General features: G+C 41.6%; 23 protein-coding genes and 1 riboswitch. All 23 genes read left to right on the top strand.

Going from position 1 to position 26950, the window contains the following annotated elements; all coding sequences use genetic code 11:
- Nucleotides 1-6 precede the first annotated feature (6 nt).
- Nucleotides 7-2040, top strand: a complete 2034-nt coding sequence (kdpB, locus tag R2S10_RS18570; protein ID WP_316841910.1) for a potassium-transporting ATPase subunit KdpB — start codon at nt 7-9, stop codon at nt 2038-2040.
- A gap of 48 nt (nt 2041-2088) precedes the next feature.
- The gene (locus R2S10_RS18565; RefSeq protein ID WP_316841909.1) at nt 2089-2655 is read left to right on the top strand and encodes a K(+)-transporting ATPase subunit C; all 567 of its coding nucleotides are present in this window, start codon (nt 2089-2091) and stop codon (nt 2653-2655) included.
- 176 nt (nt 2656-2831) lie between these two features.
- On the top strand, nt 2832-3902 hold the full coding sequence (locus R2S10_RS18560) for a porin (RefSeq protein ID WP_316841908.1): 1071 nt from the start codon (nt 2832-2834) through the stop codon (nt 3900-3902).
- 121 nt (nt 3903-4023) lie between these two features.
- Nucleotides 4024-4146 carry a hypothetical protein gene (locus R2S10_RS18555; RefSeq protein ID WP_316841907.1) on the top strand — a complete coding sequence of 41 codons (123 nt, stop codon included), beginning with the start codon at nt 4024-4026 and terminating at the stop codon, nt 4144-4146.
- A 6-nt stretch (nt 4147-4152) separates the two neighbouring features.
- Nucleotides 4153-5280 (top strand): sensor protein KdpD, encoded by a 1128-nt coding sequence (locus tag R2S10_RS18550; RefSeq protein WP_316841906.1) that lies wholly within the window; start codon nt 4153-4155, stop codon nt 5278-5280.
- An 80-nt stretch (nt 5281-5360) separates the two neighbouring features.
- Nucleotides 5361-7115, top strand: a complete 1755-nt coding sequence (locus R2S10_RS18545) for an ATP-binding protein (protein ID WP_316841905.1) — start codon at nt 5361-5363, stop codon at nt 7113-7115.
- A gap of 58 nt (nt 7116-7173) precedes the next feature.
- A riboswitch (cobalamin riboswitch) is annotated at nt 7174-7366 on the top strand.
- A 168-nt stretch (nt 7367-7534) separates the two neighbouring features.
- The gene (gene metE / locus R2S10_RS18540; protein ID WP_316841904.1) at nt 7535-9853 is read left to right on the top strand and encodes a 5-methyltetrahydropteroyltriglutamate--homocysteine S-methyltransferase; all 2319 of its coding nucleotides are present in this window, start codon (nt 7535-7537) and stop codon (nt 9851-9853) included.
- 57 nt (nt 9854-9910) lie between these two features.
- Nucleotides 9911-10915: a beta-ketoacyl-ACP synthase III gene (locus R2S10_RS18535; protein WP_316841903.1), complete on the top strand. Its 1005-nt coding sequence runs from the start codon at nt 9911-9913 to the stop codon at nt 10913-10915.
- Between the two features lie 36 nt (nt 10916-10951).
- Entirely contained in the window at nt 10952-11356 is a 405-nt protein-coding gene (locus R2S10_RS18530) for an acyl-CoA thioesterase (protein WP_410479000.1), read from the top strand.
- An 83-nt stretch (nt 11357-11439) separates the two neighbouring features.
- Nucleotides 11440-11814, top strand: a complete 375-nt coding sequence (locus R2S10_RS18525) for a hypothetical protein (protein ID WP_316841902.1) — start codon at nt 11440-11442, stop codon at nt 11812-11814.
- Between the two features lie 153 nt (nt 11815-11967).
- The gene (locus R2S10_RS18520; RefSeq protein WP_316841901.1) at nt 11968-12402 is read left to right on the top strand and encodes a hypothetical protein; all 435 of its coding nucleotides are present in this window, start codon (nt 11968-11970) and stop codon (nt 12400-12402) included.
- Nucleotides 12402-13040 carry an SCO family protein gene (locus R2S10_RS18515; protein WP_316841900.1) on the top strand — a complete coding sequence of 213 codons (639 nt, stop codon included), beginning with the start codon at nt 12402-12404 and terminating at the stop codon, nt 13038-13040. The genes R2S10_RS18520 and R2S10_RS18515 overlap by 1 nt, the downstream gene beginning before the upstream one ends.
- Nucleotides 13041-13044: 4 nt before the next feature.
- Nucleotides 13045-13434 carry a hypothetical protein gene (locus R2S10_RS18510; protein ID WP_316841899.1) on the top strand — a complete coding sequence of 130 codons (390 nt, stop codon included), beginning with the start codon at nt 13045-13047 and terminating at the stop codon, nt 13432-13434.
- Nucleotides 13435-13540: 106 nt separating this feature from the next.
- A complete protein-coding gene (locus tag R2S10_RS18505) occupies nt 13541-14341 on the top strand; it encodes an MbnP family protein (RefSeq protein ID WP_316841898.1) in 801 nt (266 codons plus the stop codon).
- A gap of 6 nt (nt 14342-14347) precedes the next feature.
- A complete protein-coding gene (locus R2S10_RS18500; RefSeq protein ID WP_316841897.1) occupies nt 14348-15484 on the top strand; it encodes a cytochrome-c peroxidase in 1137 nt (378 codons plus the stop codon).
- Nucleotides 15485-15491: 7 nt separating this feature from the next.
- The gene (locus tag R2S10_RS18495; protein WP_316841896.1) at nt 15492-16343 is read left to right on the top strand and encodes an MbnP family protein; all 852 of its coding nucleotides are present in this window, start codon (nt 15492-15494) and stop codon (nt 16341-16343) included.
- A gap of 3 nt (nt 16344-16346) precedes the next feature.
- Nucleotides 16347-17393 carry a cytochrome-c peroxidase gene (locus tag R2S10_RS18490; protein ID WP_316841895.1) on the top strand — a complete coding sequence of 349 codons (1047 nt, stop codon included), beginning with the start codon at nt 16347-16349 and terminating at the stop codon, nt 17391-17393.
- A gap of 11 nt (nt 17394-17404) precedes the next feature.
- A complete protein-coding gene (locus R2S10_RS18485; RefSeq protein ID WP_316841894.1) occupies nt 17405-18331 on the top strand; it encodes a transporter in 927 nt (308 codons plus the stop codon).
- A 156-nt stretch (nt 18332-18487) separates the two neighbouring features.
- A complete protein-coding gene (locus R2S10_RS18480) occupies nt 18488-19066 on the top strand; it encodes an RNA polymerase sigma-70 factor (protein ID WP_316841893.1) in 579 nt (192 codons plus the stop codon).
- A gap of 73 nt (nt 19067-19139) precedes the next feature.
- Complete coding sequence (locus R2S10_RS18475; RefSeq protein WP_316841892.1) at nt 19140-20177, top strand: FecR family protein; 1038 nt, start codon at nt 19140-19142, stop codon at nt 20175-20177.
- A 219-nt stretch (nt 20178-20396) separates the two neighbouring features.
- Entirely contained in the window at nt 20397-23918 is a 3522-nt protein-coding gene (locus R2S10_RS18470) for a TonB-dependent receptor (protein ID WP_316841891.1), read from the top strand.
- A gap of 19 nt (nt 23919-23937) precedes the next feature.
- A complete protein-coding gene (locus R2S10_RS18465; protein WP_316841890.1) occupies nt 23938-25722 on the top strand; it encodes a RagB/SusD family nutrient uptake outer membrane protein in 1785 nt (594 codons plus the stop codon).
- Nucleotides 25723-25803: 81 nt separating this feature from the next.
- Complete coding sequence (locus R2S10_RS18460) at nt 25804-26925, top strand: DUF5009 domain-containing protein (protein ID WP_316841889.1); 1122 nt, start codon at nt 25804-25806, stop codon at nt 26923-26925.
- The last annotated feature ends 25 nt before the right edge of the window (nt 26926-26950 follow it).

The raw sequence follows: 26950 nt of genomic DNA, 5'->3' as shown, positions 1-26950 counted from the left end.
ATTGAAATGAAAAATAAATCCAACATATTATTTGAACCTGCTTTAGTGAATACTGCATTAAGGCAATCATTTATCAAACTTGATCCGCGTTTGATGATCCGGAATCCGGTAATGTTTACCGTAGAGATTGGAACATTTGTAATGCTGTTCGTCACTATATACTCTCTTAGCAATTCCAGTCAGGGTTCTTTCGGATACAACTTTGTAGTATTCCTGGTACTCTTGTTAACTGTTTTGTTTGCCAATTTTGCGGAGGCAATTGCCGAAGCAAGGGGTAAAGCTCAGGCCGACAGCCTACGTAAAACCAGGGAAGAAACCCCTGCAAAAGTAGTGATGAGTGATGGTGCCATTGAGATTCGCTCTTCTAATCAATTGAAAAAAGGAGATGTGTTTTTCTGCGAAACCGGAGATACGATCCCAACAGATGGGGAGATCATTTCAGGTATTGCCACCATCGATGAGTCGGCGATTACAGGAGAGTCTGCTCCAGTGATCCGGGAATCCGGTGGCGATAAGTCTTCGGTAACCGGAGGTACAAAAGTACTTTCAGATCAGATAAAAGTGCAGGTAAGTACCGCTCCGGGCGAAAGCTTCCTGGACAAAATGATCGCTTTGGTAGAAGGTGCTTCCCGTCAGAAAACACCAAATGAGATCGCATTGACGATTTTACTGGCCGGTTTTACCCTGGTATTTATCATTGTATGTATCACCTTAAAACCATTCGCAGATTTTGCAAATACGCCAATTACGATTGCTTCTTTTATTGCGCTGTTTGTATGTCTGATTCCAACAACGATTGGTGGTTTATTGTCAGCCATCGGGATTGCAGGGATGGACAGAGCTTTAAGAGCGAATGTGATTACGAAATCAGGTAAAGCTGTGGAAACTGCAGGTGATATTGATGTGTTGTTGTTGGATAAAACAGGAACAATCACGATCGGTAACCGTAAAGCTACTCACTTTTACCCAACGGCAGGAATCATCATTAAAAGCTTTACCGATGCTTGCGTATTGAGCTCACTGGCGGATGAAACACCAGAAGGAAAATCGATCATTGAACTGGCTGCGGCACAGGATTCTAAATTGATCACAACCGCACCTGAAGGTTCAAAATTCATCAAGTTTACTGCCGAAACCAGGTCGAGTGGTTTAGATACACAAGATGGCAGACGCATTAGAAAAGGTGCTTTTGATTCGATCAGAAACATTGTCCTTTCCGCGGGAAATCCATTCCCAATGGACATTGAAGAGCAGGTGAAAAGAATCGCCAGCAATGGAGGTACACCGCTTGTGGTTTCAGAAAATGAGCATGCATTGGGTGTCATTGAATTGCAGGATATCATTAAACCGGGCATCTCTGAGCGTTTCGAACGCCTGCGTAAAATGGGCGTGAAAACAGTCATGGTTACGGGTGATAATCCATTGACCGCGAAGTTTATTGCACAAAAGGCAGGGGTAGATGATTTTATTGCAGAGGCAAAGCCTGAAGATAAAATGAACTATATCAAAGAAGAGCAGGCTCTGGGTAAATTAGTGGCAATGATGGGTGATGGGACCAATGATGCGCCGGCACTGGCACAAGCAGATGTGGGTGTAGCCATGAACAGTGGTACGCAAGCTGCAAAAGAAGCTGGTAATATGGTGGATCTGGACAACGACCCGACTAAACTGATCGAGATTGTTGAAATCGGTAAGCAATTGCTGATCACCAGAGGAACCTTAACGACCTTCTCTATTGCCAATGATGTGGCCAAATATTTTGCCATTGTACCGGCTTTGTTTATCGTGTCGATTCCTGCATTACGCAGCTTGAACATCATGAACCTGCACAGTCCGGAAACAGCCATCTTATCTGCTGTCATTTTTAATGCATTGGTGATTCCTTTGCTGATTCCTGTGGCCTTACGTGGGGTGTCTTATAAGCCGATTGGCGCGAGTGCTTTATTACGTCGCAACTTGCTGATTTACGGAATAGGAGGGGTAATTGCCCCATTTATCGGAATAAAATTAATTGATATGCTGATTTCTTTGGTGGCTTAATCACAAGCTTCAAAGAATCGCTACAAAAAATATTAAATATAAATTGTCATGAAAAAATACATCATACAATCACTAAGATTAACCGGAGTACTGATGGTACTACTTTGTATCATTTACCCGGTAACAGTTGCTTTTATTGGGAAATTTAGCCCTGGTGAAGGAAGCGGAGAGAAGGTTACCAAAAACGGAAAGGTGGTGGGTTATGCTGCAATCGGTCAGTCTTTTACTAAACCGGAATATTTCTGGGGACGACCATCGGCAGTTGGCTACAATGCTGCGGGTTCTGGAGGTTCAAATAAAGGTGCCACAAATGCTGATTACCTACAACAGGTATCAGGAAGAATTGATACGCTATTGAAATACCATCCTTACCTGAAAAAATCGGATATCCCTGCGGATATGGTGACTGCCTCAGGAAGTGGATTAGACCCTGATATCTCAGAAACTGCAGCCATCATGCAGATCAAAAGAGTAGCTGCTTACCGTAAACTGAGCGATAGAACTGTTGCTGAGCTGGTGGTGAAAAATACCGAAGGCCCATTGTTTGGCCTCTTCGGTCCATCAAAAGTGAACGTACTCAAACTAAATGTTGCCCTCGATGAGCTAAAGAAATAAGTATCCCTCCCGATTGTGCTGCCTGAACTCATCGCGTTTGCCAAACCATAAGGTTTGGCAGCCCGAAAGGGAAACTGATGCTTAGAATTTTGCCCTCAACAGGAATTAAAATCAATGAAAAAAGGTGTGAAGGAGCCTGCTTAAATCCCTTAAAACAAAAAATCGAATTAAAAGAAATGAAAAAATTAATAGCATTATCAGCTGTATTAGGCACTGCCCTTTGTTCTTATGGTCAGGAAGAATCAAAAATTAAAGTCTCAGGTTACGTAGAAACCTATTATGGGTATGATTTCAATAAGCCATCAGATAACAACAGACCTGGTTTTATTTACTCTCATAACCGGAGCAATGAAGTGAATCTGAATTTAGGTTTTATAAAAGCTGCATACGACAATGGTGCCGTACGTGCTAATCTGGCCTTGATGGCGGGTTCTTATGCCAATGCTAATTTAGCTGCCGAGTCAGGCGTCTTGAAGAATATTTATGAAGCTAATGCGGGTATTAAACTTTCTAAAACGCAGAACTTATGGATTGATGCAGGGGTATTCTCCTCGCATATCGGTTTTGAAAGTGCCGTATCAAAAGATTGCTGGGTATTAACCAGAAACATCTCTTCTGAAAATACACCGTACTTTGAGACTGGTGCAAAGATGAGCTATGGAACTCCTGATGGAAAGTTCAGCGCGACTGTTCTTTACCTGAATGGCTGGCAAAGAATTACCCGTCAGCATTCCAACTCTCAGCCTGCTGGTGGATTACAGTTGACCTGGAAGCCTACACCTAAAATCACTGTGAATTATAGTAACTATTTGGGGACTGAGGGAGCGGATTCAGTACGTGTACAACGTTTCTACCATAATGTTTATGGCATATTCCAGGTAACAGAACAGTTTGGTGTAACACTTGGTTTAGATTATGGTACCCAACAAAAGGAAAAAGGAAAATCAGCTAAAAGTGAAGTGCTTTCGCCAGTTGCGATCGCTCAATATCGTTTCAATCCAAAATGGGCAGTGGCAGGTAGAGTAGAGTATTACGAAGATAAGAATGGGGTGTTAATCGCTACCGGAACTACTGAGGGTTTTAAAACAACTGGTTATTCTTTAAACCTGGATTATGCCCCGGTAACGAATGCAGTGGTACGATTGGAAGGAAAACTTTATGATAGCAAAGACAAGATTTTTATGCGTAAAGCGAATGCAGTGAATCACAATGCAGCTATAACCGCAAGTATTGCCGTTGCTTTCTAAATAACATGTTCATCATTTTGTTTTCCAGCTGCATCAGATTCCCCCTTCCTGGCTGCATGCTGAGTTCAAAATGATGAACTTGTTTATTGAAAATGAGAATGAAAAAATAATACGGATATTCATGAGAAAAAGAAAATATAATACCACTGCGGTTAAACTGATTCCCCTGCTCAGCCTGGGCTTGTTATTGGTGATGGTGTTGTGGTATTTGATCGATCAGGCCTACGTGATTATTAAATGGTAAGCAGCAATGGAAGAGCATAAATCAACTGCAGTAAAAGATTTTATAGACCTGGTAAAGCGTTCCAGAAGGGGAAAGTTTAAGGTCTATATCGGCATGAGTGCCGGGGTAGGGAAAACCTATCGGATGTTACAGGAGTCCCAGGCTTTATTAAAGAATGGGATAGACCTCCAAATTGGCTATGTGGAAACGCATAACCGGGAAGAAACCCATGCCCTTTTAGCAGGGATTCCCATCATCCCCAGACGTAAAATCTTTTATAAAGGAAAAGAGTTGGAAGAGATGGATTTGCAGGGGATCTTAACGATTCATCCGGAGGTAGTTATTGTAGATGAACTGGCGCATACCAATGTGGAGGGCAGTAAGAACGCAAAGCGATGGCAGGATGTGGTTGATATTTTAGAAGCAGGGATCAGTGTCATTTCTGCTGTAAATATCCAGCATCTGGAAAGCATGAATGCTGAAATTGAAAAGATCACCGGGATTCCAATTACGGAACGGATTCCGGATAAGATCCTGGAATTTGCAGATGAAGTGGTCAATATAGACCTGACCGCCGATGAACTGATTGACCGTTTAAAAGCAGGGAAGATTTATGATGAAACAAAGATTGCGAGAGCATTAGGGAATTTTTTTCAATCGGATAAAATTCTGCAACTCCGGGAAATGGCTTTGAAGGAAGTAGCGCATCACCTGGAGCGAAAAATAAGTATAGAAATTCCCAAGCAAATCAAATTAAGACCGGAGCGCTTTTTGGCCTGTATTTCCAGTAATCATTTGACAGCAAAAACAGTGATTCGGAAAACCGCAAGACTGGCTTCCTATTACAATTCCCCCTGGATGGTACTGTATGTGCAGAATAGTTCTGAAAGTGGCAATAGAATTAAGTTAGATTTGCAGCGACATTTGATCAATAACTTCAAGCTGGCGACAGAGCTGGGGGCAGAGGTGATCAAAGTAAAGAGTGATGAGGTGACGGAAACAATTATGAGAATTGCAGACGAAAAAGAAGTGACTACGATTTGTATCGGAAAACCACATTTGAATATTTTTCAAGTGGTCTGGAGAACGGCCATTTTTAACCAGCTTTTAAAACACATCTCTACAACAGAAACGGATCTGGTGATTTTGTCCTAAAGGAGGTTTGATTAGTCAGCCGCTAAATAATACCCAAAGACAATTAATCAGCAGGTCATGCTAAATAAAAAAATACAATCATGAAAATTAAAACCAAACTCCGCCTCGGATTCGGATTCCTATTCGTTGTGGTGATCTTTTTTGGCGCAATATCTTTGTTTTACATGAACCAGATTGCACTGAGTTCAAAGGTAATTCTAAAAGATAATTATGAAACTTTAAGCTATACGAGCAGTATGCGTACGGTTTTGGATGAGCAGGCATTGCCTTTGTCTGGTTCTGCAAAAACGCAATTTGAGCGTTTTATGGCAATGGAGGGCAAAAATGTGACGGAGAAAGGGGAGGGTGAAGCCGTTTCTGCATTGCATAAAGCTTATGAAGCAATGTTGCTACCCGGAGCTACAGTAGCAGAGGTGCATCAGGCGGTGAGGGCCATTCGTTCCGAATTAAGGAAGATTGATCAATTGAATATGGATGCCATTGTACGCAAAAATGATACAGCCCAAAAGGCGATAGAAAAAGCAGCGATGTATGTGATCTTTGCAGCCTCTATTTGTTTTCTGATCTTGTTTTCTTTCATTGTCAATTTCCCAGGTTTTGTGGCCAATCCATTACGGGAATTCTCTGAAGCCATCCGGGAAATCAGTCGCAAGAATTACAAACAAAGACTGGAATTTAAAGGTACAGATGAGTTTTCTGAGCTGGCCCTTTCCTTTAATACTATGGCTCAGGAATTGAATAAATGGGAAAATAGTAACCTCTCCAAAATTCAATCGGAAAAGCTAAGAATCGAAGCGATTATTGAACAAATGCAGGATGCAATTATCGGTCTGAATGAGAAAAAAGAAATCCTCTTTTTTAATAAAGTAGCAGCGGAGCTTTTAAACCTGAACGGACAGGAAGTGATCGGTAAGAATGTAGCGGAATTAATGAAAAGAAATGACCTGCTCCAACGCATTATTCAGGATAAACCTTCGGAAAAAGCGATGAAGATTTATGCCGATCAGAAAGAGTCTTATTTTCAATTGGAGAAAAGAGAAATTACGGTGCCAAGCTATGATGCGGAAGCAGATGTAGCCATGTCACAAACCGCGAAAGCAGCCGGTGAAGTCTATATTTTGAAGAACATTACGCAATTTAAGGAACTGGATGAAGCAAAGACCAATTTCATTGCTACCGTTTCTCATGAGCTGAAAACGCCGATATCTTCCATCAAAATGAGTTTAAAACTGATGGACGACGAGCGGGTAGGGCTGATGAATACAGAGCAGAAAGAGTTGGTACAACACATCAGAGAAGATTGTGGTCGTTTGTTGAAAATCACCTCCGAACTTCTGGACCTGGCACAAGTAGAAACCGGAAATTTACAGTTGAATTTTGTGAAATCCGACCCCCGAAAGATTGCCATTTATGCGATGGATTCGGTGCGTTTTCAGGCAGAACAAAAATCAATTGAATTGGAATTGATTAGCAGGAATAACCTGCCTAAAATCTATGTAGATGTAGAGAAAACAGCCTGGGTATTGGTTAATTTTCTTTCTAATGCACTCCGCTACAGTTCTGAAAAATCTAAGGTTGTGATTCAGGTAATTGAAAACGCTGATCATATCGAGTTTTCTGTGCGTGATTTCGGAAAAGGGATCGAAGAAGTCTACCAAAAGAGATTGTTTGATAAATATTTTCAAGTGCCTACAGATGGCAATAATAAATCGGGATCTGGTTTAGGATTAGCGATTTCCAAAGATTTTATTGAAGCCGAAAGTGGGAAGATTTGGGTGGAAAGCGCCTTAGGTGAAGGCAGTAAATTCTGTTTTTCATTGCCTATTGCCCTTTAACATATACCAGGAGAAAGATTTTTCGTTACATTTGCTTCAATAAGTTCTTTCATATATTTCATCATCAACCGGAAGAGGTTTTACTTAGCTGTAGATTAATAGGGAATCGTGTGCAAATCACGAGCTGTCGCGCAACTGTAAGTAACACAAAAAGGTTTTTACCCAATATACATCCACTGTTCCTTTATGGAATGGGAAGGAGGGTGAAAATGTTACAAGTCAGGAGACCTGCCTTTACCGAATTGACAATGCTTTCGCGAGATGAAGCATGGGTCAGGTAGATGTATACACGCATATATGCCCTTATTGGCATGCGCCTGCCTATACATTTGTTTTTCCATATTTCTTCCTTTCGTCAGCATTGCGATTTCAGCAAAGAACTTTTAACTGATCATTTTCATCAATTAAAAAGCAAGACAATGCTAACAAACAATCTAGGCTACCCGCGAATTGGTAGTAACAGAGAACTCAAAAAAGCCTGTGAGCAATTTTGGGCAGGGAAGAGTACGCTTCAAAATCTCGTACAGGTAGGAAAAGACATCCGCCAGCAGAACTGGGAACTGCAAAAAGAAAAAGGAATTGACTTGATTCCTTCTAATGATTTTTCATTTTACGACCAGGTATTAGACCTGTCGCTAACCGTAGGAGCGATTCCTAAGCGTTACCATGAGGTGATCCTCAATGCTGGGAACTCAGAATTGGATTTGTATTTCGCTATGGCCAGAGGCTATCAGAAAGACGGATTGGACATTACAGCCATGGAAATGACCAAATGGTTTGATACCAATTACCATTATATCGTTCCAGAATTCACGAAAGACCAGCAGTTTAAATTATTCTCTACAAAATTATTAGATGAATACAATGAGAGTAAAAGACTAGGCATCAAAACCAAGCCCGTGATCATAGGTCCGGTTACGTATCTATTGCTTGGAAAAGAAAAAGAGAGTGGTTTTGAAAGAATCGACCTGATTAAAAACTTATTACCGGTATACATCGACCTCCTTAAAAAGCTGGAAGAGCAACAGGTAGAATGGGTACAATTCGATGAACCTTTCCTTTCTTTAGACTTGACAGAAAAGGACAAAGCCGCCTTTAAATATGTGTATGCAGAGATAAAGAAGCAATTCCCTAAACTAAAAACCTTACTGACTACTTACTTTGAAGCTTTAAAAGACAATACTGAACTGGCCCTATCGCTACCTGTGCATGCCTTACACATTGATCTGGTTAGAAATCCGGAGCAATTGGAAACTGTTTTAGCTTCGATTCCTGCTCAGTTAAAATTATCCTTAGGATTGGTGGACGGCCGTAACATCTGGAAGAATGATTTCTCTGCATCTTTAAAACTGATCGATCTTGCAAAAGAAAAATTGGGTGCCAACAGGTTGATCATTAGTCCATCCTGTTCTTTAATCCATTCGCCATGCGACCTGGATCTGGAAACCAATGATGCGGTTTTAACACCTGAAATCAAGCAATGGTTATCATTTGCGAAACAGAAAGTTGAGGAGATCGTCACGCTGAAACAACTGGCTGAAAATGATCCATCGGCATTGCCTAAACTGGAAAGCAATATCCATGCACATGAAAACCGTAAAACTTCTACTTTAATCCATAATACTGCGGTAAAACAACGCGTAGCAGGGATTAAGGAAAAAGACGAACACCGATCCGAGCCTTATGCACTAAGGAGTGTGGCACAAAAGGCAGCTTTGAAATTGCCGAATTTCCCAACTACCACGATTGGTTCCTTCCCACAAACACCAGAGGTGAGAAGCTGGAGAGCGAAGTATAAAAAGGGGCTTTTGAGTCAGAAAGAATACGATGATCTGATTGCTGAAGAAACCAAAGAAACCATTTTATTCCAGGAAAAAACCGGGATAGATGTGTTGGTACATGGTGAATTTGAACGCAATGACATGGTGGAGTACTTTGGCGAGCAACTGGCAGGATTTACTTTCAGCAAAAACGGTTGGGTGCAAAGTTATGGCAGCAGATGCGTGAAACCACCGATCATTTATGGTGATGTACACCGCCCGGAACCGATGACCGTTAAATGGTCGGCTTATGCGCAATCGCTGACTGAGAAATGGGTAAAAGGAATGTTGACTGGTCCGGTCACCATTTTACAATGGTCTTTTGTTAGAAATGATCAGCCACGCTCAGAAACCTGTACGCAAATTGCCCTGGCCATCAGAGATGAGGTGGTAGATTTAGAGCAGGCAGGTATAAAAATTATACAGATTGATGAGCCTGCAATTCGCGAAGGATTGCCGCTTCGGAAGGCAGATTGGCAAGATTATTTGCAATGGGCGGTCCGTGCATTCCGTATTTCTGCCAGTGGAGTAGAAAATGAGACACAAATTCACACCCATATGTGTTATTCTGAATTTAATGACATCATTCAAAATATTGCCGATATGGATGCGGATGTGATTACCATTGAATGCTCGCGTTCTCAGATGGAATTATTGGATGCCTTTGCCGATTTTAAATACCCAAATGAAATAGGGCCAGGGGTTTACGACATTCATTCGCCAAGAGTTCCTTCAAAAGAAGAGATGGTTTTCCTACTGGAAAAAGCTCGCGCAGTGATCCCTGCAGCCCAACTTTGGGTGAATCCGGATTGCGGTTTGAAGACCAGACATTGGGAGGAAACAAAAAAAGCACTAATAGAAATGGTCGCTGCAGCAAAAGTACTGCGGGAATATGTTGAAGAAGCTGTAACTTTGTAAAAAAAATATAACAGGCAAGTGGCATGCTTGCCTGTTTCAATAGATACAGCACACAGAATGAGAATACGTAAAAATGCGGTGATAACCGGAGTTGGTGGTTATGTTCCGGAAACTGTTTTGAGCAACCATGATCTGGAAACAATGGTAGATACCAACGAAGAGTGGATCGTATCCAGAACCGGGATCAGGGAGCGAAGAATAGTAAATGATGCGAATGTAGCAACTTCGGATATGGCTACGATAGCCTTGTTGAGGTTAATGGAAGATGGGAATGTAAATCCGGATGATATCGACTGTGTGATTGTATCTACGTCTACTCCAGATTACGTGATGGTTTCTACAGGAAGTATGGTGTGCGAAAAAGCAGGCTTGAAAAATGCCTGGGGTATCGATACCAATGCCGCTTGTAGTGGTTTCCTTTATGCATTGACTTTAGGGGCAAGTATGATCGAAAGTGGTCGTTGCAAACGTGTAGTGGTGATTGGTGCAGATAAAAACAGTTCGATCATTAACTATAAAGACCGCAATACCTGCATTCTTTTTGGTGATGGTGCCGGAGCAGTTTTATTAGAACAGACAGAAGAAGAAGTTGGATTAATTGACAGCTATTTCAGAACGGATGGAAGTGGTAAGGAAAACCTTATTGTAACTGCCGGTGGTTCTAAACACCCAGCATCTCAGGAAACTTTAGATCAGAAATTACATTATGTGCGCCAGGATGGACGTGTAGTGTTTAAAGCCGCAATTCAGGGCATGACAGATACTTGCAGAGAAATCTTAAGAGCAAATGATCTGGACATCAAACAAATCAACTATCTGATTCCTCACCAGGCTAATTTAAGAATCATCCAGGCCGTTGGAGAACAACTGGGTTTAACAGAATCGCAGGTAAAAGTGAATATCGAGCGTTACGGAAATACCACTGCTGCAACTATTCCATTGGTTTTATGGGATTTCAAAGATGATTTCAAATACGGCGATAAACTATTGTTAACCGCATTTGGCGCTGGATTCTCATGGGGTGCTACCTATTTAAAATGGGGCAAACTGAGAGGGAAATAGCATTTCCCTGGAAGGGAAACGATTAAAGAAAAAATAATGATAGTAGAAGATAGCATTACAGTAGAAGACAGAATTAAGGCTTCGGAGACACGTATTTTTAAAGCGGTGTTTCCTAATACAACCAACCACTACGACACCTTATTTGGCGGAACAGCCATGCACATGATGGACGAAGTGGCTTTTATCACTGCCACACGTTTCAGCAGACAAATTATGGTCACCGTAAGCAGCGACAGGATTGACTTTAAGAGGCCTATTCCTGCCGGAACCATTGTTGAGCTTATCGGTACTGTAACACATATCGGAAATACAAGTTTGAAAGTGAGAGTCGAAATATATGTGGAGCAAATGTACTCCGAAGACCGTGAAAAAGCGGTAACCGGAGAATTTTCATTTGTAGCCATCGATGAACACAAGAAACCGATTAAAATATTAAAATAATCAAATGAAAAGCAGGCTCCGGTCTGCTTTTTTTATGGTTTTCTTGGTTAAATCCCCGGATTTGTTCCTTATCTTTGCGCCAGATGTTTATCAAACCAACAGCCATATTGCTTTTGTTCAGTTTACTTACCCTAAACTTTGCCAATGCTTTTGTATTTGCTGGTTTTGAAATGAATCAACGCTATATCGCTGCTGAACTCTGTGTCAATAAAGCCAAACCCCAATTGCAATGTAATGGGAAGTGCTACTTAATGAAAAAGTTAAAACAGGCACAAGACAAAGAACAGAAGCAGGAAAGACAAGCACAGAAAACACAAATTCAAGATGCATTAGTGGTAACGCCATTGGTGTTCAATCAATATCCTTTTGCAGAAATTACACGCCACGTTCCCTTTTCTACCGGAATGCCACAGGCGATTCGTAACTCCATTTTTCACCCTCCTCAATTTATCGGTTAATTCAGAATTATAGGATAAAAAACAAATACTTGTTTTTTGCGCAATAATAATTTGGTCAAATTTCTTTTCAGCTTGAAGGAATAGGTATGCCTATGAAATCGATGTTGAATTTTAAGAAATGAGGACCTGTATACCGGTATTAATAAGAATAAGATGAAGAAATTAGTTGGCGCAATGCTACTGGCGGTAACCGCTATGGCTTGCACACAAGCTGGAAGTTATAAGAAAGAACGCGATGAAGTCATGAAGTTTCATGATGTGGTAATGGGCGACCATAGTACCATTGTAAATTATCAAATGAAACTGGATACCCTCCAGCAGCAAATGGCAGCTTTGAAGACCAGGTTTCCTGAAATTGATACCTTAAAAGAAAAGGAAAATATCCAAACTCTTTTGAAGTCGCTGACCAAGGCGGAAGACAGCATGAACGATTGGATGCATAAATTTGAACCAGACATCAGTGGTAAATCAAATGAAGAAGCCATCAAGTATTTCCAGGACGAAAAAGCAAAGATTGTGGCAGTCGACAGTCTCTATAAAAAAGAGATCAAATCATCAGCAGACTATTTCCTTAAATTCAAGAAGTAATGAGGTTATTTTTAACTGGCCTCATACTCTCTATGTTGTTTCTTTTGAGTTGTAAGGAAAAGCCAAAGCGGCTGCCTTTCCTGCAATTGGAGCAAACTGAAAGGGTAGTAGATGGTAAGAAGGTTATAGATAGTGTTTTTAGGACGATTCCAGCCTTTAAACTCTTTAATCAGGATAGTACAGTGGTTACAGAGAAAGACTTCGATGGGACGATCTATGTGGCTGATTTCTTTTTCACTTCCTGTCCGACGATTTGTCCAACCATGCACCGGAATTTGATGAAGGTGTATGAGAAGTATAAAGGCAATCCAACTGTGAAACTGGCCTCCCATACCATTGATGTGAAATATGATACGCCTTCCAGGATGAAAGCTTATGCCGAAAAACTAGGCGTTAAAGGGACGCAATGGGAGTATTTATGGGGAAGCAGGGATGAGATTTATGCCCTTGCAGAACGCAACTACCTGGTTTCTGCACAAGAAGATAAAAATGCACCCGGCGGATTTATCCATCAGGGATACCTGGTATTGGTAGACAAAGAGAAACGCATCAGAGGTGCTTATGACGGCACGCTGGACGCGGATGTTCAACAATTGATGTCCGATATGGACATCCTGTTAAATGAATATAAAAAATAGGCTCATGTTCAAACGCTTTACCGCAGTCATTTTATTGATCACCTTGCTACTGGCACAGTTCAGTAAGGTTTTCGTGTATGCGGGTTTTGAGCTGAATCAGCAATACATAGCCAGCGTTCTTTGTGAAAACAAAGACAAACCGGAAATGAATTGCAATGGTAAATGCTACCTGATGAAAAAGCTGCAGCAGGCAGAAGATAAAGAAAAGAAACAGGAAAGAGATGCACTTAAGAAAAATGCTGGCGATGTTTTCTTTGTGAGGTCAACGGCCTTACTAATTCTTCCCCTGCTGTTTACAATGCCCGACTTTCCCGGAGAGATTTCTTTTGATCTCCCGGAAAACAATAGCGAGATTCCCCATCCGCCACCCAGTATTCCTTTCCTTTTTTCCTAAAAATAGCCAGGGCTAACCGGCTATTCCTTTACCATTCTCTATTAATTATTAAAATGCCTCTTTTCCGGCGTATCGGAAGGGTTATGGCATCACTATTTCAAATAAAATGAAAAGAATACTTACGATTATTTCCTTATCAGCTTTGCTGTTTACCGCTTGTTCAAAAGATAAAGACCCAATTAATGCTGTAGAAGGTAATGGAAAAACAAGCCTCACTTTCGATGCCAGGTTTGGTAACCAGGATTTTGCCTTGAACACCGATTTTACGGCGGAAGGAAAAACCTTCAACTTCAATAAATTCAGGTACTGGATCAGTAATGTGGTATTGGTGAATACCAATGGCGAAGAGTTCAAAGTACCTGCTTCCTACTATTTGCTGGAAGAAACAGGTACGATAAGCCTTAGCGGTGTAAATAACGACCTTCCTACCACCGTTTATCCGGCAACAAAAAGAGAAGAAGTAGTATTGAAAGACCTGAAAGCAGGTGATTATAAAACGCTGAAATTCTCTGTCGGAGTAGACCCTAAGTATAATGATAACCTGAGCTTATTGTCAGGAGAACTTTCTCCTTTAAACGGGATGACCAATGTTTCCTGGATGTGGCTCACCAGCTATATTTTTACTTCTGCAACAGGTAAAGTAACTGATGGGACAAATTCGAAAAACTTAAAGATCGAAACCGGCCTGAATGCAAACTACAAAACAGTAGTACTGGACTTGCCGCAACCTTTAAAAGTGAGCCCAACAAGTACTTCCGGAATTGTATTAAATGTTGACCTGGCGAAGGCATTGGAAGGAGTTGACCTGATGACTACCCCTGTGGTAGGAGCTGCACAGGCAAGCACCATGGCTGCGGTTGCGGGCAATTACAGTACAAAAGTGTTTACCGTAAAAGCTGTGAACTAAAAGATCATGTGGCCTAATCCTGCATTTCCTCTTTCTGGTGTTGATTCGAAAACTGTTGCTGTAATGGCTCCCCGATTTCGGCTATTTTACTTGCTACTGTTCGCAGTGCCGCTACTGATTTCCTGTAAAAAAGAAGGATTGCCGGAACTGAGTAGTAATGATGGCTTACATCCTGTGGAATTGTTAGTCCCGGCAAATTTTCCAGCGCCGGTAGAACAACCTGATAACCGCCTAAGCGCAGAAGGGATTGAACTGGGCAGACAGTTGTTTTACGATGTTCGATTGTCTGGCAACAACCGGATTTCCTGCGCCTCTTGTCACCGCCAGGATTTGGCGTTCTCGGATGGACTCGCTTTGAGCAATCAGGGTTTTTCGGGGAAAGCATTGAATAGACATGCCCCGGTTTTGTTTAACCTGGCATGGGCAGATCAGGGTTTGTTCTGGGATGGGGGTGCTAAAAACCTGGAATCTCAGGCTTTTGGACCATTAACCAGCGAAGAGGAAATGCATCAGGATCTTTATGAACTGGAAGCCGAGTTAAAGGCCATACCAGATTATGTGAAGCAATTTAAACAGGTATTTAATGCCGAGATCAGGTCGGCTGATGTAGTGAAAGCATTGGCGCAATTTCAACGAAGTCTGATCTCCGGTAATTCTGCCTACGACCGGTACATCCGTCAGGAAACACCAGGCTCCCTGAATGCTGAAGAGCTGCAGGGCATGAAACTGCTGAGGGAGAAATGTAGCAATTGCCATAGCGGAGCGCTATTTACCGATCAAAGCTTCCATAATAATGGTCTTGATGATCAGTTTTCGGCGGAAAACGAGGGCATATATCAAGGGCATTTCAGGGTGAGTTTTAACCCAGCAGACCTGGGTAAGTTTAAAACACCTTCTTTAAGAAATGTGATGCTAACCGCTCCATATATGCATGACGGCAGGTTTAAGACACTGGATGAGGTTCTGGACCATTATCAGAATGATATCAAGATATCTTTAACTACTGATGTCAGCTTGTTTCAGAACCAGGGGAAACCTGGAATTCCGATGTCTAAGGATGAACGAAAAGCCATTATCGCGTTTTTAAATACCCTTAGCGATCATGAATTTATTACCAATAAAAAACACAGTGCAACTAATTAATATCAAAATGAAAAACACAACTAAAATTATAGCCACCATACTTTCTGCCTTGAGCATCAGCTTTGCTGGATGCACTAAGAAAGACAGCCCTACACCTGAGTTTCAGGAAACAAACCTGGCACCATTGTCTATCGAGTTCGACAACATTGTAGGGGATAGGACTTTTACCTTAAATAACACCGGAAGTCCATATAAAAATGCCGCTGGAGAAGAGTTTACCATTTCCTTTTTACAGTATTTTATCAGCAATATCAAGGTAGAAACTGCAGCAGGAAAAAGCTATACTGTAAACCCAGACAGCAGTTATTTTTTAATTAAAGGGGCAGATAAAGCCTCGCGCTTTGCGAAAGTAAGGGTGCCTGAAGGAGATTATACCAAGCTTACTTTTACCCTGGGGGTGGATAGTTTGCGCAGTACGATGCCGATAGATAAGCGTACAGGTGTGCTGGACCCGGCTGCGGGTGGCGATCATGAAAACGGAGGGATGTACTGGGGCTGGAATAACGGCTATATTTTCTTTAAATATGAAGGAAATTCTAAGGTGATTTCTGATGATGCCAAGGGAGATCCTACCGGTAAAAAGCAATTCAAATACCATATTGGATTCTTCGGCGGATATTCTGTGCCTACCATCAATAACATCAAAGTGATCACGATGGATTTAAATGGGGCAGGAATTGCGAAAGTAAGAAAAGACAGAAAAAGCAATGTGCATCTTTTTGTGGATTTAATGAAAGTGTTTAACGGGAAAACGCCATTTAGTATTGCGGCACATCCAAACGTGATGTTCAATGATTTTAGCAGCACGGTGGCCGGCAATTACGTAGAAATGTTTAAGCACGATCATACAGAAAATTAATCCATGATGAAGAAGAAACATTGGATGGTTTTACTGGTTTTCGGCTTGTTTATCCTGGCTTGTAAGAAAGACCATCCCATTAAAGAAGTAATAGAAAAGTTTCTGGGCTTTGAAAAACCATCAAATTTTCCGGAACCGGTGTACAAGTTCGCCAATAATCCGGTTACAAAGGAAGGTTTTGAGCTGGGAAGAGCCTTGTTTTATGAGCCTAGACTGTCCCGAAACAATACGATTACCTGTGGTTCCTGCCACATTCAATCTTCTGCATTTACGCAGCATGGGCATGACGTGAGCCATGGGATTGATGACCGTTTGGGCACCAGAAATTCTCCGCCAATTATGAACCTAGCCTGGAGTAAAGCCTTTATGTGGGGTGGAGGGGTGTACGACCTCGATCTTCAGCCAATTACACCAATTACCACACATGAGGAAATGGATGAAAACCTGGAAAATGTATTGAATAAAATCAGAGCGGTGCCTAAATACACAGCCATGTTTAAGCAGGCTTTTGGGACCGAAGAGGTAACTACTGCCAGATTTATGAAAGCACTATCTCAGTTTATGCTGATGTGTGTAAGTAGTAATTCGAAATATGATCAGGTGATGCGTAAAGAAGGCGCCGTGTTTACTGCTGAGGAGCAGGAGGGCTTTGTGTTGTTCAAAGAGAAATGTGCTTCCTGTCATTCTGAACCCTTGTTTACTGACGGCTCTTTCCGAAACAACGGACTGGGAACAACTGCTGTAAATGACCAGGGTTTATATGCGGTTACGCTGATTGAAACTGATCGTTATAAGTTCAAAGTACCTTCTTTAAGGAACCTGAAATATACGGCTCCTTATACGCATGATGGCCGTTTCTTGTCGCTGGGGGGAATGCTGGAACATTACAATTCTGAAGTTAGGGATACTCCGAATCTGGATCCTTTACTCCGTAAAAATGGGAGATTGGGCATCGAACTCAGCGCAACAGACAAAGTAAAATTAACTGCGTTTTTAGGAACGCTCAATGATGAAGTATTTATCAATGATAAGCGCTTTTCAGAACAATAATAGAGATAGAAATGAGAAAAAAAATAATATTGGTTAGCGTATTGATGCTTTTTGTGCTGACTGCGACTAAGGCTTGTGACATTTGTGGTTGTGGGGTAGGAAGTTATTACCTGGGGATTTTACCGGAATATAACAAGCGCTTCATCGGTTTAAGGTACCAGCATAAATCCTTGCAAACTCACCTTGGGCCAATGGGAGAAAGAACGCCAATTACAGCCGATGAAACTTACCAGAGCATGGAACTTTGGGGAGGCTGGAATTTCGGTACCAAATTCAGGGTGCTGGCTTTCCTTCCATACAATTTCAACGATCGGGTAAGTCAGACTGGAAACGGCACTAAAACAGGTTTAGGGGATATCGCTTTGATGGGATACTACAAATTACTGGACCAGACCGGAACGCTTGGAGACCGTCTGTTGGTGCAGTCGATCTGGATTGGTGGCGGTATAAAAGTGCCAACCGGAAAGTATGAGCCGACGGAGCGCCTGGCAGTCAGCGAATCGCCTAACAATTTTCAACTGGGAACAGCAAGTACAGATTTTACCATCAATGCTGCTTACGACATCCGCTACAATGACCTGGGGTTAAATGCCAATGTCAATTACAAATTGAACACGGAAAACAAATACGAATACCGTTATGGTAATAAATTGACGGCTAATTTATTGGCCTATTATAAGGTTAGGCTGGCCGAAAAGATGACCATTGCACCAAATGCCGGAGTCCTTTATGAAACTGCCCAAAAGGATGTGGAAAACAACAAGTATGAGGTACAGGTGTCTGGAGGTTACTCTTTATCTGCGGTTGTAGGGATGGAAGTGGCACTGAAAGGCCTAACATTGGGGGCAAATTACCAGAATGTAAGGTCGCAAGACCTGGCTGCTGGAAGGGCGAAAGCAGGGAACAGAATGATGGTTCATGTTTCGCTACCCTTTTAAGGGAAAACCGATCATTTGATCGTAAAATACTCAGCAGGAATTGTTAATCCTGCTGAGTCATTTGCTGATTCTTTGTAAAGAAATTGTGATCAACCTTCGGTTTTAATTGTTAAGTTTGTTATAACCAGATCCTAACTAACCTATCTTGCCGACCATATGAATCTCTCAATTCTGACCGATGATGAGCTGATCGTTCTTTTTAAGCACGGCAGCGAATCTGCGTTCAAAGAGATCTATAGCCGCTATTGGAAAGGTGTTTTCCAGGTTGCTTTTAAAAAGGTACACCATAAAGAACTGGCTGAAGAACTTACACAAAACCTATTTGTTGCACTTTGGAATAAGCGGGAAAGCGTCGATATTTCCTCCATTTCGAACTACCTGTTCGGAAGTTTAAAGTACAGCATCATCAATCATTATAAAGCACAGCTGGTACGTACAAAATATCAGGATCACCTCAAAGTTTATAACATTGATCAGGTAGACAATACTGATTATCTGTTGATGTTAAATGAATTGACCCAGGCATTGAATGAAGGCATTGCCAGGTTGCCAAAAAAAACCGGAGAAGTATTTAAACTGAGCAGGATAGAGCATTATTCTGTGAAAGACATCTCCCGGGAACTCAATATCTCTGAAAAAGCAGTAGAATACCACATCACGCAATCGCTGAAATCTATGCGCTTTCATTTGAAAGATTACCTCTTCCTACCCTTGTTTATCTTGCTGTTTCTATAGCCATAAATAATTATTTTATTTTTCTTTAGGGATCGCTCTTCTTTAACTGACATATAGTTTAAAAGCTATAATAATGAGTAGAGAAGCATTTCATCTTTTATTGGATCGGTATCTGGAAGGAAAGTGTACGGCGGAAGAAAAACGTGTGGTTGAAGAGTGGTATGGTATGTTGGACAAACAGGATCTGGAAGAAATTAATCCCAGGGAAATCAATACCATTGAACAGAAACTCTGGGACAGGATCCATACGGACATTTCGGTAACGCCAGAACCATTGCCTAAAATTCATAGCCCCAAAGTATGGCGTTGGACTGCTGTTGCTGCTGCGATTACAGGTTTCTGCTTCATTACGGGCTACCTTTTCTTTAAAGAGCAGGTGGCTAGTCCACAGTTTATCAGTGCAAACCTATCAAATGAGATCCAGCAACAGCTGAATCTGGATGCGAAACCCAAAAAGGTCGTATTTGAAGATGGTAGTTACGTCTTGCTGGAAGCCAATGCCAGTATAAAATATCCTACTCATTTTTTGAAAGATAAAAGAGAAGTGGTATTGGAAGGTACTGGATTTTTCCAGATTACAACCGATGCTTCCAGACCCTTTATGGTCTACAGTAAAGAAGTGGTCACTAAAGTATTAGGAACCAGCTTCCAGGTCGTTGCCAATGCGGATGGCAATGGGACGGAAGTAGCCGTGAAAACCGGAAAGGTTGCTGTAGTTCCAATTTGCAGCAGACTGGCCCTGGTGGACCAACTTCTGGGGCATCCAAAAGAAGTCATCTTAACCCCAAATCAAAAGACTGTTTTTAAAGCAGGCGATCGTAGTTTCGAGCAAAGTCTGGTGAGTAATCCTGAACCATTGATTGCTACGAATAAAACCATAGAAAAAGAACTGTTCTCTTTTAATGATGTACCACTTGCGGAGGTGGTTGCAACACTTAAAAAGACGTATGGGATAGATTTTATAATAGAAGACCCATCCTTGCTGGACGATACTTTTACCGGCGACCTTACGGAACAGAACTTATATAGTAAACTGGATTTTTTATGTGCAGCAGTAAAAGCTTCTTATGAGATTTCAGGAACCACCATCATCATTAAGAATAAAAAATAGCCTTCAATAATGCAGGGCTTGTAATTAACCAAACCTAACCACACTAAACCAAATGCGTATGAAAAAGAGAGACTTTTACTAGGAATACCTCAAAAAAAAACTGACAATGTTGCGGAACATTGCCAGTTAAAATGATTTTGAACGAAACTTTCACATTAACGAACAAAAACTTCTAAAGGTATGAATAAAAAGCGATTTGTTGCTTTAATAATAACAGCAATGCGGATATCTGTAAGCCAAATATTTCTTGTCATCTTGTTCAGCTGTAGCACTTTTGCGAAAAACGCAGAGGCGCAGGGTGTACTCAATAAAGAAATTTCCATAAACATTACCGAAGGTAAAATCAAACAGATCTTAAAGGAAATACAAACTCTGACTAACGTGAAGTTTATTTATAGTCCTTCGGCGATCAAATCTGAAAGGATCACTTCCTTAAATGTTGTCAATAAGCGATTGGGAGATATTCTCGCAGAGGCGCTGGGACCACTAAACATCACTTATAAGGTAGTAGACCAACATATTTTATTATACGATAAAGGCAGTCTTGCCGCGGTTGAAGCCGGTGTAGAGAAACCGGCAGTCACCATTAAAGGCCAGGTTACTTCTGTAAAAGGAGAAACCTTACCCGGAGTAAGTGTGAAAATAAAAGGGACTAACATTGGATCGATGACCGATATCAATGGTAATTACGCCATTAGTGCCAGTAATGCAGAAGTGAGCCTGGTATTTACTTATATCGGTTTTATGACCAAAGAAGTAGCTGCCGCAGGTAAAACACTGCTCAACGTCCAGTTAACTGAAGAACCTACTTCCTTAGGGGAGGTGGTGGTGGTAGGTTATTCCAGCCAGAAGAAGAAAGACCTGACAGGGGCAGTTTCTGTGGTAAACGTTTCTGAAATGCTAAAACAACCGGCAGCCTCAGTAAATAACCTACTGCAAGGACAGGCTTCCGGAGTTACTGTACTCGGTTCCGGACAACCAGGAGATGAGCCTCAGGTAAAAATCAGAGGGATCAACACCTTTGGTAACAACAGCCCTTTGTATGTAGTGGATGGGGTGCCAACAGAAAGTGTTTCCGATATAAACCCTAATGATATTGAATCTGTACAGGTATTGAAAGATGCCGGCGCAGCCTCTATCTATGGTTCCCGTGCGGCAAATGGCGTGATTGTGATCACCACCAAAAAAGGCAAAGGAAAAGTACAGGTAAACTATGATGCCTATTATGGTACCCAGCGTCCAAAAACAGGAAATGTATGGGACATCCTGAGCCCGAATGAAATGGCCATATTGAAACGTCAGATGTTGATCAATTCCGGAGAAACAGACCTGAAAGACGATTTGTATGGTGATGGCCCTAGCTATGTAGTGCCGGATTATATCCTGCCAAAAGGCGCAAAAGAAGGAGACCCTTCTGTAAATCCAGCCCTTTATAATGTGAAGCCATTTTTTACTTCTGATGCAGAATACAAAGCTTTTTATCGGATCACTAAGGCCAATAAAACCGGTACTAACTGGTATGAGGAGATCTTTAGTCCGGCGCCAATTACCAGCCATAATATTTCCGTTAGTGGTGGAACAGATCAGGGAAATTACTTGCTTTCTGCCAATTATTTTAACCAGAAAGGAACCCTGATGAACACTTATCTGGAGCGATATACCTTGCGTTCCAATACGCAGTTTAACATCGGAAAAAGGGTAAGGGTAGGAGAGAACCTTTCTTATTCCATCAGTAGCAATCCTAAAATTGGGGGCTTAAGTGGTGATAATGCTATTGGTCATGCTTTTAGAGAGCAACCGATTATTCCGGTATACGACATCATGGGGAATTTTGCAGGATCTTATGGCGGTGAACTTGGAGATGCCTATAACCCGGTAGCTATGCTCAAAAGAACGAAGAACAATAAAGCGATAGACAACCGCTTATTTGGTAACGTGTTTATTGAAGCGGACCTTCCTGCATCACTGACTTTAAGAAGTTCATTTGGAGGATCTAATTCCACAGGAAATAGTCGCGCGTTTGTGTATCCACAATATGAAAATGCAGAGAACAATACCAGTAATTCTTATTCAGAATCTTCTTATGCGAGTTTTGATTATACCTGGACAAATACCCTGGCTTTTAACAAGCAATTCGGTCAACATAGTTTAAAAGCTTTGGTCGGTACAGAATACCTACGCAACCGCTACAGCACGATGAGTGGCAGCAACAGAGGGTATTTTTCTTTTGATCCGGACTATACCAACCTGACCACCGGTAGTGGACCTAAAGACACCAATTCTGAGCGTGTTGCCAGTGCCATGTTCTCCTTAATTGGCCGCGTAGATTATAGCTTTAATGATAAGTATTTAATAGGCGGTACCCTGAGAAGAGACGGTTCTTCCAAGTTTTTAGAAAATGTATATGGTTGGTTCCCTGCAGTAAGCGGGGGATGGAGGATTTCTCAGGAGTCCTTTTTAAAGGATGTGAAATGGATCTCTGACTTGAAAATCAGAGGCGGATGGGGCGTGATGGGCAACCAGTTGAATGTTTCCGAAGGCAATTCATTTGATACTTATAGCAGCGATATTGCCCCTTCTTATTATGCCATTGGCGGAGGAAACAATGTAGTAGCAGGTTTCTATAAAAACAGAACTGGAAATCCAGGTGCGAAATGGGAAAAGAATACCAATGCGAATATTGGTATTGATGCTACTTTGTTTGAAGGTAAGCTGGAGCTTTCTGCAGATTACTATAGAAAAAACATTACCGACTTACTGTTTAACCCGGAGATGATCGCCACAGAAGGAGCCTCAAGTACACCTTTCCTGAACATTGGTAAAATGAAGAATGAAGGTTTAGACCTGGCCATTACCGGACGTGCCAATATCGGTAAAGACTTTAAATTGAGTGCAACGGCTACCATCACCACTTACAATAACCTGATTCAAAAGGTTTCTGGTGATGCAGACTATTATGATGTGGATGCCCGACGTTTTGATGGAAGCAATATTGTTCGCAACCAGGTGGGACATTCTGTAAGTGAGTTTTTCGGATATAAAGTAGCCGGTTTCTGGCAGTCGCAGGAAGAGATTGATGCCGCAAATTTAAAGGTGCAGAATCAGACTTCAAACCCGAATGCGGTGTTTCAGAATGCCGTGGCTCCCGGTCGTTTCAAATACGAAGATGTGAACGGTGACGGCCTGATTAATGCCGATGACCGTACTTTCCTGGGTAATGCCAATCCTGATTTTAGCTATGGATTAAACCTGAATATGAACTATAAAGATTTCGATATGAGCATGTTTTTCTATGGGGTACAAGGAAACTCGATCTGGAATCAGGTGAAATGGTGGACGGATTTCTCTTCTTCTTTTGGAGGAGCAAAAAGTCATACTGCACTTTACAATTCCTGGACACCTGACAATAGAAATGCTAAGGCACCAATTCAGGAAAAGGAACAGTCATTCAGTACAAATGGGGTACCTAACTCTTATTTTGTAGAAGATGGCTCTTACCTCCGACTAAAAAACATCCAGATTGGCTATACACTGCCAGCTAAGACTTTGCAGAAATTTGGTGTGGGTAGGTTAAGGGTATACCTTTCTGCCGCCAATCTATTCACCATCACTAAGTATTCAGGGATAGATCCTGAAATCGGAACTTCCAGTGAAACGGATAACCAAACTGCTTTTGGAGTGGATGATGGTGCTTATCCAAGTCAGCGGACATTCCTTGTGGGTTTAAGTTTGAAATTTTAATTATTAATGGTTTAAACAGATGAAAAAATCAACATATCTATTGTTAACGGTACTGTTTTTTACCGGACAATCATTTTTTTCTTGCAAGAAGGCATTGGAACAACCACCCCTGGGTTCTTTAACTAAAGAAATTATCACCAATAAAAATGGGGTGAATAATTTACTAATTGGTGCATATGCCGCACTGGATGGAATGGCAGGTGGAAATACCTCCCTTGGTGGAGGGGATGCCTGGGCAGCTTCTCCAAGTAATTGGGTTTTCGGTGCAATTGCCGGTGGAGATGCCTCCAAAGGAAGTGATGGCAGTGATCAGCCAGGAATAGATCCTATTGCCAAATTTTATGCAGATGCGACAAATGCTTTTTTTAATAGCAAATGGAAAGCACTATATGAAGGGGTAAAAAGAACCAATGATGTATTGCTGATTTTATCCCTGGCAACAGACCTTTCTGCCGAAGAGCGTGTGCAAATACAAGCTCAGGCCAGGTTCTTGCGCGCGCATTATTATTTTGAGTTAAAGAAAATGTGGAACATGGTCCCATGGATTGATGAAACAACTACGGTATTTAACCAGCCTAACAATGCAGACATCTGGCCAAAAATTACAGATGACCTTAAATTTGCCTATGATAATTTGCCAGCTACACAGTCCGAAATTGGAAGGATCAATAAATGGGGAGCCGGAGCTTATCTTGCCAAAGCTTATCTGTATCAACATAAATTCAAAGATTCCAGAGACCTGTTTGATGTGGTGATCTCTTCAGGAGTAACCAGCAGTGGTAAGAAATATGAATTGAATGAAGAATTTGCAGATAATTTCAAACCAAGTAAAGAAGACAATTCTGAAGTGGTTTTTGCAATTCAGATGTCGGCAAACGTAGATGCGAGTGGCCCTTCAATGGGTAATAACGGCGATATGCTGAACTTCCCTTATGGAGAAAGTCCTTTCGGTTGCTGCGGGTTTTTCCAGCCTTCTGTGGATCTGGTTAACCATTTCAGAACAGACGAGCAGACTGGTTTGCCCTACCTGAACAATTATAATGACCACGCCATAGCTAATGATATGGGCATAAAAGGTGGAGAAGCTTTTCAACCAGATCAGGGCACTGTAGATCCACGATTGGATTGGACTGCAGGAAGACGTGGACTTCCATATTTAGATTGGGGAATTTATCCAGGAGAACCATGGATCAGAGATCAGCGCTACGGAGGTCCATACGGCCCTAAAAAGAACATTTATTGGCAGGCCACCAGGGCAACTGATGAGGATAAAACTACCTGGGCACCAGGTTCAGCGATCAATTATCTCGTGATTCGTTTTGCTGATGTATTGTTAATGGGCGCGGAAGCAGAAGCTCAGGCAGGAAGCTTGTCTAAAGCTCAGGAATATGTAGACATTGTTAGGGCACGTGCTGCGAATCCAATAGGTTGGGTATATCAATATAAGGATGATGAAAATCCTTTGGGAGGTTTTTCAACCACACCAGCTGCAAATTACAAAGTGAATGAATATCCTGCCGGTGATTTTTCTGGTAAAGGAAAAGATTATGCATTATCGGCTATTTATTTTGAGCGTAAAATTGAGCTGGCGATGGAAGGTCATCGTTTCTTTGACCTGGTGCGTTGGGGAATTGCGGAGACAGAATTGAATGCTTATTTTAATTATCAGGGGAAAATCACCTCTGATGTGAGAAATGGGAAGTACATCAAAGGGAAAAATGATATTTATCCTATTCCACAACGACAAATCGATTTGAGTCGCGCAAATGGTGCATCCGTATTAAAACAAAATACAGGATACTAGTTTAATAATTTTCTATATATTTAATTATGGGGTGGTATCGCCACTCCATAATTTCTTTAACCTCTTTATCTGATTTATTTGATGAACCAACCACAACGTTTTTTATCGCTGGATGTATTCCGGGGCATGACGGTCTGTTTTATGATCATTGTAAACACCCCCGGAACTGGAGCGCAGCCATTCACTATGTTGGAACATGCCGCCTGGCATGGTTTTACGCCAACTGATCTGGTCTTTCCTTCTTTTCTATTTGCCGTAGGGAATGCCATGAGCTTTTCCATGAAAAAGTTTGCGCTGATGAAGGACACTGAAGTGCTTGCTAAAATCTTTAAACGAACACTCCTCATCTTTCTGATTGGTTACCTGATGTACTGGTTTCCCTTTTTTCATTATAATGAGGCTGGTGGAATCAGCTTTTCTCCAATTGGTAATACCAGAATTATGGGCGTATTACAGCGGATTGGTCTATGCTATGGAATTGTTTCTTTGATGATCCATTACCTATCCAAAAGATGGGTAATCCTATTGAGCATCTTGTTTTTAATTGGATACTGGCTGATATTGCTGTTTTTGGGTGATCCAGGCGATCCTTTAAGTATGACCGGGAATGCTGGTCAATACCTGGATCAGTTTTTATTGGGTGATGCTCACCTGTATCATGGAGAGGGTGTTCCCTTTGATCCGGAAGGTATTTTAAGTACGATTCCTTCTTGTGTAAATGTGGTGATCGGCTATTTTGCCGGTAAGTTCATTCAGGAAAAAGGAAAAGGTTTTGAAAGCATTGCCAAGCTATTGTTAGCAGGAGTACTGCTGGTTTTCCTGGCCTGGTGCTGGAATTTCTCCTTCCCGATTAACAAGAAATTATGGAGCAGTTCTTTTGTTCTAATCACTTGCGGTCTGGACCTGATCATCATTGCCGGATTAATTTACCTCATTGAACTGAAATCTTATGTGAAATGGACCGGTTTCTTTACCGTGTTCGGGAAGAATCCGCTGTTTATTTATATTGTTGCAGATCTTTTATTGATCATCGTGAACACGATATTCCCGAAAGCTAATTTCGCTGGTTGGATCAATACCGTGTTTTTTCAGGCAATTGCTCCAGGGCCAATAGGCTCCCTGCTTTTCGCCATCAGCTTTATGCTGGTATGCTGGCTAATCGGTTATATTATGGACAAGAAGAAAATATACATCCGCGTTTAACTGACCTTATATAAATGTGGCGATT

The organism is Pedobacter gandavensis, assembly GCF_032678745.1.
GTDB lineage: Bacteria > Bacteroidota > Bacteroidia > Sphingobacteriales > Sphingobacteriaceae > Pedobacter > Pedobacter gandavensis_C.
The sequence above is the reverse complement of the archived record's forward strand: the minus strand, read 5'-3'. Positions and strand labels throughout refer to the sequence as shown.